Origin of the sequence: Limnohabitans sp. 2KL-27 (assembly GCF_001269345.1) — a bacterium.
GTDB lineage: Bacteria > Pseudomonadota > Gammaproteobacteria > Burkholderiales > Burkholderiaceae_C > Limnohabitans_A.
In genome coordinates this window covers 2,213,340-2,227,101 of sequence record NZ_CXOP01000002.1, presented here as the reverse complement: position 1 = coordinate 2,227,101, position 13,762 = coordinate 2,213,340, and the positions used below count along the sequence as shown (strand labels likewise).

Annotated in this window: 12 protein-coding genes; 4 read left to right on the top strand and 8 right to left on the bottom strand. The window is 60.0% G+C overall.

Translation table 11 applies throughout. From position 1 onward, the window contains the following. Positions 1-38: 38 nt before the first annotated feature. Positions 39-1,625 (bottom strand): transglycosylase SLT domain-containing protein, encoded by a 1,587-nt coding sequence (locus LHAB_RS13580; RefSeq protein ID WP_090047241.1) that lies wholly within the window; start codon positions 1,623-1,625, stop codon positions 39-41. Then, on the bottom strand, positions 1,607-2,377 hold the full coding sequence (gene gloB / locus LHAB_RS13575; RefSeq protein WP_090047239.1) for a hydroxyacylglutathione hydrolase: 771 nt from the start codon (positions 2,375-2,377) through the stop codon (positions 1,607-1,609). The genes LHAB_RS13580 and gloB overlap by 19 nt, the downstream gene beginning before the upstream one ends. Here gloB and LHAB_RS13570 point away from each other — a divergent pair. From LHAB_RS13570 to LHAB_RS13555, 4 genes are all read left to right on the top strand, one after another. Continuing rightward, positions 2,376-3,206: a class I SAM-dependent methyltransferase gene (locus tag LHAB_RS13570; RefSeq protein WP_090047237.1), complete on the top strand. Its 831-nt coding sequence runs from the start codon at positions 2,376-2,378 to the stop codon at positions 3,204-3,206. The genes gloB and LHAB_RS13570 overlap by 2 nt on opposite strands. Continuing rightward, positions 3,193-3,639, top strand: coding sequence for a ribonuclease HI (rnhA, locus tag LHAB_RS13565; protein ID WP_090047234.1), 447 nt, complete (start codon positions 3,193-3,195; stop codon positions 3,637-3,639). The genes LHAB_RS13570 and rnhA overlap by 14 nt, the downstream gene beginning before the upstream one ends. A 151-nt stretch (positions 3,640-3,790) precedes the next feature. Further along, on the top strand, positions 3,791-5,122 hold the full coding sequence (locus tag LHAB_RS13560; protein ID WP_090047232.1) for an efflux RND transporter periplasmic adaptor subunit: 1,332 nt from the start codon (positions 3,791-3,793) through the stop codon (positions 5,120-5,122). Next, a complete protein-coding gene (locus LHAB_RS13555) occupies positions 5,109-8,183 on the top strand; it encodes an efflux RND transporter permease subunit (RefSeq protein ID WP_090047229.1) in 3,075 nt (1,024 codons plus the stop codon). The genes LHAB_RS13560 and LHAB_RS13555 overlap by 14 nt, the downstream gene beginning before the upstream one ends. An 81-nt stretch (positions 8,184-8,264) precedes the next feature. On the opposite strand, the gene LHAB_RS13550 is transcribed toward LHAB_RS13555, so the two are convergent. From LHAB_RS13550 to LHAB_RS13525, 6 genes are read right to left on the bottom strand one after another with little or no spacing between them, the layout of a single operon-like run. Next, the gene (locus tag LHAB_RS13550) at positions 8,265-9,314 is read right to left on the bottom strand and encodes a tagatose 1,6-diphosphate aldolase (RefSeq protein ID WP_090047226.1); all 1,050 of its coding nucleotides are present in this window, start codon (positions 9,312-9,314) and stop codon (positions 8,265-8,267) included. A gap of 52 nt (positions 9,315-9,366) precedes the next feature. Further along, complete coding sequence (locus LHAB_RS13545) at positions 9,367-10,110, bottom strand: class II aldolase/adducin family protein (RefSeq protein WP_090047223.1); 744 nt, start codon at positions 10,108-10,110, stop codon at positions 9,367-9,369. 23 nt (positions 10,111-10,133) lie between these two features. Next, a complete protein-coding gene (locus LHAB_RS13540) occupies positions 10,134-11,009 on the bottom strand; it encodes an aldolase (protein WP_090047221.1) in 876 nt (291 codons plus the stop codon). Next, on the bottom strand, positions 10,996-11,802 hold the full coding sequence (locus LHAB_RS13535; protein WP_090047218.1) for a DeoR/GlpR family DNA-binding transcription regulator: 807 nt from the start codon (positions 11,800-11,802) through the stop codon (positions 10,996-10,998). The genes LHAB_RS13540 and LHAB_RS13535 overlap by 14 nt, the downstream gene beginning before the upstream one ends. Next, complete coding sequence (locus LHAB_RS13530; RefSeq protein ID WP_090047216.1) at positions 11,799-12,704, bottom strand: PfkB family carbohydrate kinase; 906 nt, start codon at positions 12,702-12,704, stop codon at positions 11,799-11,801. The genes LHAB_RS13535 and LHAB_RS13530 overlap by 4 nt, the downstream gene beginning before the upstream one ends. Continuing rightward, a complete protein-coding gene (locus tag LHAB_RS13525; RefSeq protein ID WP_090047213.1) occupies positions 12,701-13,756 on the bottom strand; it encodes an ABC transporter ATP-binding protein in 1,056 nt (351 codons plus the stop codon). Before LHAB_RS13525 ends, LHAB_RS13530 begins: the two co-directional genes overlap by 4 nt. Positions 13,757-13,762: the final 6 nt, after the last annotated feature.

Here is a 13,762-nt window from a genome sequence, read left to right as displayed (position 1 = left end):
GCGGTCTGCGGACGGGCAGCGTTTTCAGCGCACCCCCATCAGCGTTGGGGCTGGCTGGACTTGTTGAGCGGTTTCGCGGACGCTTTGGGTTTGGCGGACTGGCCCGGACTGCTGCGGGCCACGCGCCTCGAGGCTTGAGAAGGCACCAGAATGGTCAGGTTTTGGCCTGCTCTCAATCGGGCATTGGGCTTGAGTTTGTTCCAAGAGGCCATGTTCGCTTCTGAAACACCATGTCGTGCGGCCAGGCTGGCCAGTGAGTCACCTTGGCGTGCCTTGACGGCAATCCTTTTGAGCACCACTTCAGGGGCCAGGCCCAGGTGGCCGTTGTCAGCCAGGTGTTCCGTCACATCTTTGTCCAGTCGCCCTTTGCGGTGGACCAGCAAAGTGGAGCCGGCTGTGACCATCATCCTTGGGGGGATGCCGTTGACCGACCGCAGTTGCTCAACAGGCATGTCCAGCAGCTGCGCCACGTCCTCCGGTTTCATGGTGCGAGGAGCTTGCCATGCTGTCCAGGTGGCCAAGGGCCGGTTGGCATGGGCTTGCAAGTTGCGCTCAAACACCGTGGCATTGTCCCAGGGCAGCAGGATTTGGGGGGTGCCCGCCGCCAAAATGACCGGGCGGTTCATCGAAGGGTTGAGTGCCTTGAAGTCTCCCAGGCTCACGGCTGCAAGCTTGACGGCAACGGCCACGTCAATGTCCCGCTCAATGGGGACACTTTTGAAGTAGGGGTGGTTCTGGATCAGGGGCAGCTGTGCGTTGAATGCTTCGGGGTGGGCGATGATGTTTTTGACCGCTTGCAGCTTGGGCACGTAGTAACGGGTTTCATTGGGCATGCTCAAGTCTCTGTAGGTCAGCGGTTTGCCCTGGGCTTTGTTGCGTGCGAGCGCACGGCCCACACTGCCTTCGCCCCAGTTGTAGGCGGCCAGCGCCAAGTGCCAGTCGCCAAACAGGTTGTAGAGTTTTTGCAGGTAATCGAGCGCAGCGCGTGTCGATTCCAGCACGTCCCGGCGGTCGTCCCGAAACAGGTTTTGCTTCAAGTCGAAGTACTTGCCGGTGGCGGGCATGAACTGCCACATGCCTGCCGCTTTGGCACTGGAGACAGCCTGGGGATTGAAGGCCGACTCGATGAAGGGCAGCAAGGCCAGCTCGGTGGGCATTTTGCGTCGCTCGAGCTCCTCCACCACATGAAACAAGTACGGGCGCGAGCGCTCGGTCATGCGCAGCATGTAGTCGGGACGGCTGGAATACCACTGCTCTCGGTTGCGGACCAGGTCGTTGTCCAGATCGGGCATGGCAAAACCGCGCCGAATGCGTTCCCACACATCGGTGGGTGGGGTCAACCCCAAATGACCTTGGGGTTTGAGCGCCACAGAAGCCTCGGCCGTCACGGCCGGGACTTTTTCGGGCTCGGATGCGACCTTTTGCTCGGCTTGCGGGGTGGCAGGCACCGGTGTCGAGGGGGGGGGCTGTTCCGAGCTGGACGTTGGCGCGCTCGCGCAGGCCCCCAGCAGCAGGCTCAGGCCCAAGCAAACGGCAGGCAGCCAGTGCCTGGCGGCACCGCATTCAACAAACGCCTTTGTCGGGCTGTGGCTGGAAAGTGGGGTGGTCAAAATTCGTTCTTCCATGAGCGCAGTGCGGCAAAAGTCGTGACATCGTCCTGCGCGTGGGAATCGCGCTGGCGCACGGCGCGGACAACAGCACTGCTGCGGCTGCGTAAAAATGGGTTGATCGCGCGCTCGATCGACAGCGCAACAGGCAGGGTGGCCAGGTTTTGCTGGCGCAGGGCGGTGCAAGTTTCGGTGTATTCCCGCAGGACCAGGTTGTCGGGGTCGACCGCCCGGGCAAATTTCAGGTTCGACAGGGTGTATTCATGGGCACAGCAAACGCGGGTGCTGCCAGGCAGGGCGGCCAAACGGTCCAGGGAGTCGAGCATTTGGGCCGGCGTGCCTTCAAACAGACGACCGCAGCCGCCCGAAAACAGGGTGTCGCCACAAAAAAGGAGCGGGTCTTGTGGGGCAGGGTGTGCCCAAAAAGCGATGTGTCCCAAGGTGTGCCCCGGAACCTCATGGACCTCAAAACACAAGCCGTGCCAGTCCAGGCGGTCGCCTTGCTGCAGCCCGCGGGCCTGAACGGGCATTTTTTCCAAGGCCGGGCCGACCACCTGCGCCCCCGTGCGTTCCACCAGGTCGGCGAGGCCGCCTGTGTGGTCTGCATGGTGGTGGGTGACTAAAATCAAGTCCAGCCGCACCCCAGGGTGCTGTCCCAACCAGGCCAGCACAGGCGCACTGTCCCCGGGGTCCACCACCAAGGCGTGGTGGTCGTCGTGCAACAACCAGATGTAGTTGTCCGAGAATGCGGGCAGTGCAATGAGTTTCATGGAGAGTCAGATTATAGAAAGCCAGTATTCAGGTGACGCTTGGTTGGCCCGTTTGGGGCAGCCGGTGGCTTCGCGCCTGCTGGCTTGGGAGCAGCAGCAGGCCGATGACTTGCTGGCTGATGTGTTTGGATACCACGCGGTGCAACTGGGCTGGCCCCAGTTGCAGGCCCTGCGCAGCAACCGGATGCCGCACCGCTGGATGGCCCGGGCCGAATTCGAACCCATCTTGACGCAGCCAGCAGAGGCCCAAGCTGAGGGGGCGCATGTCTGCCTGGACAGCCGGGCATGGCCTTGGGCTGCCGACAGCTTGGACTTGGTGGTTTTGCCCCATACGCTGGAGCGCTCGGCCGATCCGCATGCCTGTTTGCGCGAAGTCGAGCGTGTCCTGATCCCGGAGGGACAGGTGTTGATCACCGGGCTCAATCCTTGGAGTTTGTGGGGTTGGCCGCAAACACGTGGAGGGCGCGGCGCAGGGCTGGGCGATGCACATGTGGCCGCCTTGATTGGCTACCGGCGTTTGCGTGACTGGTTGCGTTTGCTCGGTTTTGAGGTGCAGGTCAGCCGATTTGGCGGATGGACCCCAGCCTTGGGCAGCGAACGCTGGATGCAGCGGTTGCAGTGGATGGACACGCTGGGGGAGCGCTGGTGGCCGATTTTGGGCGGGGTGTACCTGATCATGGCCACCAAAAGGGTGCCCGGCGGCCGCTTGATCGATGGACGCCGCTGGCGCACGGTACGATCGCCCGCTGCGGCCACCGTACCGGTGGCCCGTTCAGACACCACCATGGGCCAAGCCACGGCCCCGAAAGAGTTTGTTGACCCACGTTGAAATTCACACCGATGGTGCCTGCAAGGGCAATCCCGGCCCGGGTGGCTGGGGCGTTCGCCTGCAGTCGGGCCAGCACGTTCAAGAGCTCTTTGGCGGCGAGCTGAACACCACCAACAACCGCATGGAGATGACCGCCGTCATCGAAGGCCTGCTGGCTTTGAAGCGCCCCTGCCGGGTCACGCTGTACCTGGACAGCGAATACGTGCGCAAAGGCATCACCGAGTGGATTCACGGCTGGAAAGCCCGGGGCTGGCGCACTGCCGCCAAGCAGCCCGTCAAAAATGCCGACTTGTGGCAAAAACTGGACACGGTGGTGTCCACTTCGGGACACCAAATCGACTGGCGCTGGGTCAAGGGCCACAACGGCGATCCGGGCAACGAGCGGGCGGATGCGCTGGCCAACCAAGGCGTTGAGAAAGCTTTGGGCCGCTGAAAGCGCTGTTTGGGCCGGGCTGGCCGCCGTTGACCTGCTCCCCCCCCCGCGACCCCATGCCTCCAAACAGCTGAGCGCAGCCCATTGGGCAAATGGGGCGGCGCTGTTACATTCTGTCAGTCTTGGTGAATTCAACCTGAGAGAGATCTGAATGGCTTACAAGAAAAAATACGCTGTGTTGGCGTTGGTGGGTGTGGGCGTGGCGTCCGGTGCGGCCTGGTGGCTTCAAAACAAAGGCAGTGCGTCGGGCGAAGCGGCCAAACCTGCCACCACGGCAGCCGCACCAGCAGGCCCTGCTCGAGCCCCCGCTGTGGAGGTGGCCAAGGTGGACACCATGACCCTGGTCGACGAAACCCAAGCGGTGGGCAGTTTGCGCTCTCGCCAAGGTGTGATGCTGCGACCCGAGGTGGGTGGGCGAGTCCAGAAGATTTTCTTCAACGATGGCCAGCGTGTGCGCAAAGGCCAGGTGCTGGTTCAATTTGAAGACCAGCTGCAGCAAGCCCAGTTGTCACAGGCCAAGGCCGAGCTGTCGATTGCCGAGGCCAACCACAAGCGCAACCAGGAGCTGGTGACGCAAAACTTCATCAGCAAGCGATCCCTCGATGAAAGCGGGGCTGCGCTGGAAGTCTCGCGGGCCAAGCTGGCCTTGGCCGATGCCACCTTGCAGCGCCTCAAAGTGCTGGCCCCGTTCGACGGGATCACTGGTCTCAAGCAAATCAACGTGGGTGATTACCTCAAGGACGGCGCCGACATGGTCAACATCGAGGACATCGATGCCGTGCTGGTCGATTTCCGTTTGCCCGAGCGCTTTCAGGCCAAGATCCGGGCTGGACAAAAGGCCCAGCTGACGGTGGACGCCTTGCCGGGCCGCCCCTTCTCGGCCATCGTTCAGGCGGTGGACCCCTTGATCGAGGCCAATGGCCGCTCTGTGGGGGTCAGGGGCTGCATCGACAACCGCCAACAACAACTGCGTCCGGGCATGTTTGCCCGGGTCAATGTGGTGTTTGGTGTGCGTGACAACGCGCTGGTGATCCCTGAAGAGGCCATCATCCCGCAAGGCGGTCGCACCTTTGTGGTCAAAGTCGTGGCAGGAGACAAGCCCGATGTCCGGGTCTCCGAACGCGTGGCGGTCAAGGTCGGCCTGCGCCTGCCGGGCAAGGTCGAGATTCTGGAAGGCCTGGCCGCAGGCGACACCGTGGTGACTGCAGGTCATCAGCGTTTGCAAAAAGACGGCACTGCTGTGCGCGTGGTGGATTTGTCACAGCCTGGCGGTGGCCGTCCCGCTGGTGGGCCGGCGCCGGCTGGCGCACCAGCGGCTGGCGCATCGGCTGCGCCTGCCGCATCGGCCTCAGTCCCGGGTGGCCCAGCCCCTGCAGCTGCCGGCGCACCCAGTGCCTCGGCCAAGCCAGCACAGCCGCCAGCCAAGCCTGTGGCCCTGTCGGGTCCCAACCCTTGCCTGAGGGGTGCCGATGCAGCTCGCTGAAGTTTCCATCCGGCGGCCAGTCTTGGCGGTCGTCATGTCCTTGCTGATCTTGCTGATCGGTGCGGTCAGTTTCAAAAGCCTCTCGCTGCGCGAGTACCCCAAGATCGACGAACCCACCGTCACCGTCACCACCCGCTATGTGGGCGCATCGGCCGAGGTGGTGGAGTCGCAGGTCACCAAACCGCTGGAGGACTCGATTGCGGGCATCGACGCGGTGGATGTGATCACCTCCATCAGCCGTGCCGAGCAGTCCCAGATCACGGTCCGATTCCGGCTGGAAAAAGACGCTGACACGGCCGCGGCCGAAGTGCGTGACCGCACGTCTCGGGTGCGCAACCGATTGCCACAGGCCATCGAAGAGCCCGTCATTGCGAAGGTGGAAGCCGACGCCTTCCCGGTGATTTGGCTGGCTTTTTCCAGCGACACACTCAACGCCTTGCAGATCAACGATTTGGTCAACCGTGTGGTCAAGCCGCGCCTGCAGACCGTGACCGGCGTGGCCGATGTGCGCATTTTTGGCGAGCGCAAATACGCCATGCTGGTGTCGCTCGACCACGCTCGCTTGTCGTCTTACAAGCTCACGCCGCAAGACGTGGAAGACGCCATCCGCCGCAACAACCTGGAGTTACCGGCCGGGCGCATCGAGTCGACCAACCGCGAATTCAGCGTGTCCTCTCAAACCGATTTGAATCGCCCTGGACAGTTTGGCGAGATCGTGATCCGCAGTGTGAATGGCTTTCCGGTCAAGTTGCGCGATGTGGCGCAAATCCGGGAAGGCGCGGCCAACGACCGCAGCTTGGTGCGCCTGAACGGCCAATCGGCCATATCGGCCGGCGTGATCCGCCAAGCCACGGCCAACCCGCTGGACTTGTCGACTGGGGTGCGCGAGATGATCCCCCGTCTGAAGGCCGATTTGCCCGGGGACATCACCATCGACATCGCCAACGACAACTCGGTCTTCATTGACCGCTCCGTCAAGAACGTGTTCAGCACGATCGTCGAAGCTGTGGTGCTGGTGGCTTTGGTGATCTTTGTCTTTTTGCGCACTGTGCGAGCGTCCATCATCCCGATCATCACCATCCCGGTCAGCCTGATTGGCGCCTTTGCCATGATGGCTTTGGCGGGTTTCACCATCAACACCCTGACCTTGCTGGCACTGGTGCTGGCCATTGGCTTGGTGGTGGACGATGCGATCGTGGTGTTGGAGAACATTTACCGGCACATCGAAGAAGGGTTGGACCCGTTTTCTGCCGCCATCAAAGGCGTGCGCGAGATCAGTTTTGCCGTGGTGGCCATGACCATGACACTGGCGGCCGTGTTTGCGCCCCTGGCTTTCACGCCTGGGCGAACGGGCAAATTGTTCGGCGAGTTTGCCCTGGCATTGGCTGGGGCGGTGATCGTGTCCGGTTTTGTGGCCTTGACCTTGGCGCCCATGCTCAGCAGCAAACTGCTGCGACATAACCCCAACCCCGGCTGGTTTGACCACAGCATGGAGCGCTGGCTCACGGCCTTGTCAACCGGTTATGAAAATCTATTGCGCCTGATTCTGACCCGTGCCCGATGGTTGGTGTTGCTCGTGATGTTGGCCTGCGGGGCAGGCATTGCCTACATCTACCCGACCATGAAGCAAGAACTCGCGCCGCTGGAGGACCGGGGCACGATTTTGGCGACCATCAACGCGCCCGACGGCTCGACCCTGGAATTCACTGACCGCTATGCGCGTGTGCTGGAAAAAATTGGCCAGTCTTACCCTGAATTCGACCGTATTTTTGCCAGCATGGGCAACCCCACGGTGGGTCAGGGCTCGGTGATTTACCGGGCCAAGGACTGGGATGAGCGCCAACGCACTACGCTGGAAATTGCCCGAGAAATGGGACCGAAATTCGGTGCCTTGTCGGGCGTGAATGCCTTCCCGATCACCCCGCCATCGCTGGGCCAGGGTTTCCGTGAGCGGCCTTTGAACTTCGTGATCCAGACTTCGGACAGCTACCAAAACCTGAGCGCGGTGGCTCGGCAAATGATGGACGAGGTGGCCAAAAACCCGGGCATTTTGCAGCCTGATGTGGACTTGCGCCTGAACAAGCCAGAACTGCGCGTCGAAGTGGACCGCGTCAAGGCCGCCGAGTTGGGCGTCAGTATCGAGGTGGTGGCCAAAACCATCGAGACCATGCTGGGCGGACGCGTGGTGACCCGTTACAAGCGCGATGCCGAGCAGTACGATGTGATCGTGCAGACCTTGCCCTCCGCCCGCAATACGCCGGACGACATCGACGTGATCCAGGTGCGGGGCCGCAACGACACCATGATCCCCTTGTCGAGCCTGGTGAAGGTGCGCGAGAGCGTGTCACCTCGCGAGTTGAACCACTTTGGTCAGCGCCGCTCGGTGTCGATCACAGCCAACTTGTCGCCTGACTATTCCTTGGGCGAAGCGATCAAGTTCATGGACGACACCGCAGCCAAGGTGCTCAAGCCGGGCTACACCACCGAGCTCAACGGCACTTCGCGCGAATTCAAGAGCTCGCAGGGCGCCTTGGTGATCGTGTTTGTGCTGGCGCTGTTCTTCATCTTTTTGGTGCTGGCGGCCCAGTTTGAGAGCTTTGTGGACCCGTTTGTGATCATGTTGTCCGTGCCGCTGTCCACGATCGGGGCGTTGTTGGCGCTCAAGTTCACGGGTGGATCGCTCAACGTCTATTCGCAAATCGGCTTGATCACCTTGGTGGGCCTGATCACCAAGCACGGCATTTTGATCGTGGAGTTCACCAACCAATTGCGCGAGCAGGGTATGGCGATGCAAGAAGCGCTGATCAAGGCCTCTGCCCAGCGCTTGCGCCCGATCCTGATGACCACAGGTGCCATGGTGCTCGGTGCCGTGCCGCTGGCGCTGGCCACCGGGGCAGGTGCCGAAAGCCGCACCCAAATCGGCTGGGTGATTGTGGGCGGCATGAGCCTGGGGACTTTGCTGGCCATCTTTGTGGTACCCACCATGTATTCACTGCTGGCCCGCAAGGTGGTGCCAGGTCCGAACAAGGCGGTGGCTATGGACGATCAATTGAGTCACTGATCTACATCGACGGCTCAAGACACGGCCATGATTGACAGACAATTCACTGTTTGCCCTGAATGACCGATGACCAAGTCGCTCTCAGGAGCTGGTGTAGGCGTTGCACATATCGCCCTCGACTTGAATTTGATCCAAGCCGTTATAGCTCGGTGTCCAAGCTTGCCCCTCTCTGTGCGTGAGATCCATAAGGCGCTGGAGAGTCTGCAGGCTCTGCACGCGCAGTACCTCGCGGCAAGCTTGCAAATCAGGAAAACATTGCAGTGCTTCAGACCAGATCGCTCGTCCAGCTAAGAAGCCATTGGCACCCGCGGCGTAAGCGTAATGCATGACCCGCAAGAACTGCTCAGGCGTCACCCCCGCGGACAACATCACCCACGGCACGCTCGCTTCGCGGCAGATTCGTCCCATCTCGTTGAACCAATTGAGCGCCAACTGATGCGGAACCGATCCGTCCGTTTCAGGCAAGCTTGCGCCCGGCAGTGGGCTTTCCAATTTGAACAAATCCACCCCATATTCGGGCTTTGAAAATTCGCGCAGGCTGTCGATCACGTTTTGCGCCTGTACTTCTGGCAATTGTGGACAAGGCTTGCCGTCGAGCCTCTTGAACGGATAGGTTAAGAGTTCAAGCACATACGCAATATCACAGCGACGACACTCGTCGCCCACGTGTTTCACATAGGCTTTTTGATGGGCCAAGACCTCGGGCGCGGCATCGGGACGGTACCACGCCAGCACCTTAACCCCATCGCCGCCTAAGCGCTTGATCTTGTCGACATTCCAATTGGCAATCGAGTTCGACATACGCCCACCTGGCGTATCTTGAAACCGATGGTCCTCGAGTGTCACGATCAGACCTGTGTGCGCTGGCAAGCAAGCGATCGCAGCGGGTAGTGCGTAATTTGGATCAAACAACATGGCGCTTGCGCTAGGGCCCAGGGTCTCCACGATGACGCGCTTGGCCGCCATCATGTCGTCAAAACCTACCTGATCAGGAGCGACACCCCTTCGCGCTGCCAGTATCTGAGCAATCGGTGGACGTTGGTCCAGGGCAATGGTCGTGAAATGCCCGGTTTGATTGGCCAGGCGTCGCATGCCTCGAGTCTTGCCCAAGTTCAGTGGCGTCAATAGCATGTCGAGGTGGCCTTCAAAAATTTCGAGATCAAAAATGAGCCCAGCCGGCTGATCAGATTGGGCGTAACAGCCGCAAAGCTGCATCCCAACCTAGTTGCACGATCTCGGACACCTCGGCTCGATCAGAGCCTTGCTCGCTTGCTCGCGCACAGACCTCGGGACTTGGGATCGACAACGGGCGTCCACCACTCAGTGCCTTGATCTGTGCGCTGCAGGCACGCTCCAAAAACATGATGTTGTGAAATGCCTTAGGGATAGACGAGCCCGCAGCCACCAAGCCGTGATTGCGCAGGATCATCACCTCATGCGGACCCATGCTCCTGGCTAGGCGGGCGCGCTCGTCCAGATCGAGCGCAACACCTTCGTAGTCGTGGTAACCGATCCGGTTGAAGAACTTCAGAGCGTGCTGGCTGATAGGCAATAGTCCCTCCGCTTGGCAAGAAACTGCTATTCCATCGGTTGTGTGGGTGTGAACCACACAGGCCAGATCGTGTCGCGCGGCATGGATTGCGGAATGAATGGTGAAACCCGCTAGGTTGATGCGTGAGTTCGCAGGGTCTTGGCCTTCTACCAAACGCCCCTGCAGATCGATCTTGACCAAATCCTGCGAACGCATTTCGTCAAAGAGAACGCCATAGCGGTTAATGAGGAAATGGTCGGGCGTTCCGGGCACGCGCGCGCTGATATGCGTGTCGATCAAATCCGTCATATTGAAGTGCGCCATCAGCCTATAAAAGGCGGCCAATTCCCGGCGAACCTGGGCTTCGATGGGTGATATGAAGTTGTTCTCAGCCATATGGGGCCTGGTGCGAGCCTGTCTCAGCAGCGAACGACCACGCGATCCACCACATCGATCAGACGTTGCAGGCGCACCGCAGCGTCGTCGATCAGGGCTCGCGGGATGTCACGGCTTCCAATGACATTTCGCCAAACGGCACGACCGGCCAGAAATCCGCTTGCACCTTCCCTGCATGCCCATTCAACAGCCTGCGGAAAATCGTCGGGCGATACGCCCGAGGACAGCACCACCCAAGGCCCCTTGATTGTCTGATTGAGACGCGCGCTCGCCCCACGCACTGCGCGTTCACCGCCTTGTCCATGCAAAGGTACCTCGGCTTTGTAGAGGTCAGCGCCCAGGTTGCCTAATTCTTCGGCCGCGGCCTGTATGCCGTCATTTGTGTCCCAGGCTCGTCCGTCACGAGGCTTACGAGATACCGGCTCGATGATGCTCACGAGCCCCGCCTGTCGACATCGACCGATGAAATCACGCACCATGTCCTTGCGAACCTCCGCGCTTTCATCTGGACGCCACAGCACCAGCAACTTGAGTGCCAATGCACCATCGGCCTTGACCGACAGCGGCTCGACTTTCTCGTCGATCCTCACGTCAGAGACGATTTCGTTGGGGCTGGGAATGAAATCATCTGCTGCAGCGATCAACCCGCAGCTGGGCGCCACGGCGTGCTGGTCGATCGCCTGGCGCCAGGCAAACTGGCGGTCTATCAGGACAGCAGAAGCCAGTGGTGAAAGAGCTCGAAGCGCTGCCAACTTAAAGTCGGTGAGTTGTTGGTCGCTCACCGGTGTTTTTTGATACTCGCCAAACATGGCGCGCATCGATTCACGCTGGTCGATCGCAAGCATGGCAAAGGCGCCCGAGGGCCGGGTTAATGCATCAATAGGTTTAGGAGCGGCCATGGAAATTTCCTGCATGTCGTTGGGGAACCTGGATCAGGTCGGTCTTGTGTAGCTTCAAGAGCTTCTTGATGCCGGCGGGCGGCGGCTTATCGGTAAAAAGCTGGTGGATGTCCGCCACATTGCCCACAAGCACTGAAGCGCTGCGGCCAAACTTGCTGTGATCCACTGCCAAAATACTCCGGCGCGAGCGCTTGATCATGAGGCGCACGATGGCTGCCTCGTGCTCGTAGTAGTCCAAGATGTTTCCTTCAGTGTCGATGCCACCCGCGCTGAAAATGCAAACGTCTGGTCGGTAGTTGGCTACAGCCTCGAGGGTCATGGGCCCCGTGGTTCCGAGATTCCTCGGATCAAGTCGACCGCCGAGTACGACCACGTCAAATCCTGGTTGCTTGGCGAGCATCAAGGCTGCCTCGGTGTGGTTGGTGATGATCTTCAAACCTTTGCGATTTGACAACGCCGCAGCCATCGCCAGCATTGTGGTTCCCAGCGCCATGAACACCGCGCTTTTGTCAGAGATGGTGTTCGAAACGGCTTGAGCCAGACTGGATTTGACGCCAGCAAAATCTGATCGACGGGATTCGTAGTCGGTGTTGGTCACACTTGAGGGGATCGAAGCGCCCCCGTGATGGCGTACGACCCGGCCTTCGTCGGCCAGCACATTGAGATCTACACGGATCGTCTGCGGTGTCACCTGGAAATTCAAGGTCAGAGCCTCAATAGGCATGTAACCCGCCTGCTTGACGAGTTCCAAAATCTTTTCGCGGCGTGAACGGGGGGTGAGCGCGTCGGTCATGAATGAGCCTGCATGAAGGCTGTCACTTCTTCGTGATCGGGCAGTTGGTCCCAACCGTGGTCACGCGTGCATTTGAGGCTAGCCGCGGTCGTGGCGTAGTTCACAGACTGGACCCAAGACTGACCTCGCGCCAACGCCAATGCGTAGGCACCGTGAAAAACATCTCCAGCGCCATTGGTATCTGTGGGCTTGATGCGAGGCGCAGCAAAGGCATGAATGCGACCCGCGTGGCAAAAGAGGCTGCCCCGGTCGCCCAACGTGACACCCATCACCCTCGACGGATCCTCGGCTGCGTCCTGTGCCACTTGGAGCAGTGCCTGATCGGCCGGCATGTCACCGGCTATTTCTGCCAGGCCGCGCTCGGAAAAAATAACGTGATCTGCGAGTGCGATGAGGGACCGGACCGCCTCATTGTTGCCCGCGTCCGCATCCAGTACCCGCGGAATACCTTGGGCGCGTGCGGCTTCGTAAAGTGCACGGGCTCCCTCGACCCAGCGAAAATCGGCGTGTACTGCACCTGCGCCTTGGAGCTTTTCAAGCGGCAGCCAATCCGTTGCTGGATCAAGCAGGCCAGTGTAGACCGCCAGCATGCGTTCTCCAGCTTCATCAACAATGACTGCGGACATGGGCGACTGCGAACCGATGGTGACGCTCAATCGTGGCTCGACTCCTCGACGTCGAAATGCGTGCATGGCCTCTTGGCCCGATTCGTCATCACCAATTCGCCCCCAAAATTCGACCTTGCCCCCGAGCGCAGCCGCCGCAGCCGCAGCGGTCGCAGCCATCCCGCCGAACTGGCTTCGCAATTCAAATGCGGTCAGCTTTTGGGGTAGAGAAGGGATCTTGGGGACTCGAAAAACGATATCTTTGACGACCATTCCTAAACAGACGAGACGGCTCATGTCAGCCTCTGTCCGCTGGCACCTTCAAAAAGATGATGGTCCTGCGCGCGCCAGGTGAGGCCTGCTTGCTCGCCAAGTCGCATCGAGGAGGCACCAATCACGCGTGCGACAATTTTGTGCACGCCGGTCTTGATGGTGATGAGGGTATCGGCACCAAGGGGCTCGATCAGGGATACTTCGCCACTGAGGTGTGCATTTTCTCCGTCAGGTACGACAGACAAGTTTTCTGGCCGGATCCCCAAGTCCGCAGCGCCCAAAAAAGAGCCCGCATAAGGTATCGACTGACCGTTTGGCAGGTCGATACGATTTGGCTGCAATTGCACCGGTAAAAAGTTCATCGGCGGCGAGCCAAGGAAGCCGGCGACAAAGCGCGAAACCGGGGCGTTGTAAAGCTCCAGTGGGGTGCCCACTTGCTCAATTTCACCCTTATTGAGCACGACGATTCGGTCAGCCATGGTCATCGCCTCGACCTGGTCATGGGTGACATAGACTGAAGTGGTTTTTAAGCGCTGATGGAGCGCCTTGATCTCGCTTCGCATGTCCACGCGAAGCTTGGCATCTAGGTTGGACAGCGGCTCATCGAACAAAAAAACCTGGGGGTTTCGCACAATGGCGCGACCCATTGCCACACGTTGGCGCTGGCCGCCAGAGAGTTCTCGCGGCTTGCGTTCGAGCAAAGGTTCGATCTGCAAAATCGCCGCTGCGCTGTCGATGCGCTGGTCGATTTCTTGCGCTGGGTAGCCACGCATCTTCAGCCCAAATCCCATGTTCTTTCTTACTGACATGTGCGGATACAGTGCGTACTCTTGGAAGACCATGGCGATGTCGCGCTTGCTCGGGTGCAGGTCATTGACGCGATTGCCATTGATATGGATTTCGCCAGACTCAAAACTCTCGAGTCCAGCGATCATGCGCAGGAGTGTGGATTTCCCGCATCCTGATGGTCCGACAAAGACTAGAAATTCGCCGGCTTGAATTTCAACGCTCAGATCACGAATGACCTTGACGTCGCCGTAGTTCTTTTTGACATTGCGAATGGTGACGCCAGCCATAGGGTA

Coding starts and splice junctions, on each gene's coding strand:
- LHAB_RS13580 (WP_090047241.1), bottom strand. CDS start 1,625: ATGGAAGAACGAATTTTGACCACCCCACTTTCCAGCCACAGCCCGACA.
- LHAB_RS13525 (WP_090047213.1), bottom strand. CDS start 13,756: ATGGCTGGCGTCACCATTCGCAATGTCAAAAAGAACTACGGCGACGTC.
- LHAB_RS13570 (WP_090047237.1), top strand. CDS start 2,376: ATGGAGAGTCAGATTATAGAAAGCCAGTATTCAGGTGACGCTTGGTTG.
- gloB (WP_090047239.1), bottom strand. CDS start 2,377: ATGAAACTCATTGCACTGCCCGCATTCTCGGACAACTACATCTGGTTG.
- LHAB_RS13555 (WP_090047229.1), top strand. CDS start 5,109: ATGCAGCTCGCTGAAGTTTCCATCCGGCGGCCAGTCTTGGCGGTCGTC.
- LHAB_RS13550 (WP_090047226.1), bottom strand. CDS start 9,314: ATGCTATTGACGCCACTGAACTTGGGCAAGACTCGAGGCATGCGACGC.
- LHAB_RS13545 (WP_090047223.1), bottom strand. CDS start 10,110: ATGGCTGAGAACAACTTCATATCACCCATCGAAGCCCAGGTTCGCCGG.
- LHAB_RS13530 (WP_090047216.1), bottom strand. CDS start 12,704: ATGAGCCGTCTCGTCTGTTTAGGAATGGTCGTCAAAGATATCGTTTTT.
- LHAB_RS13560 (WP_090047232.1), top strand. CDS start 3,791: ATGGCTTACAAGAAAAAATACGCTGTGTTGGCGTTGGTGGGTGTGGGC.
- LHAB_RS13540 (WP_090047221.1), bottom strand. CDS start 11,009: ATGGCCGCTCCTAAACCTATTGATGCATTAACCCGGCCCTCGGGCGCC.
- LHAB_RS13535 (WP_090047218.1), bottom strand. CDS start 11,802: ATGACCGACGCGCTCACCCCCCGTTCACGCCGCGAAAAGATTTTGGAA.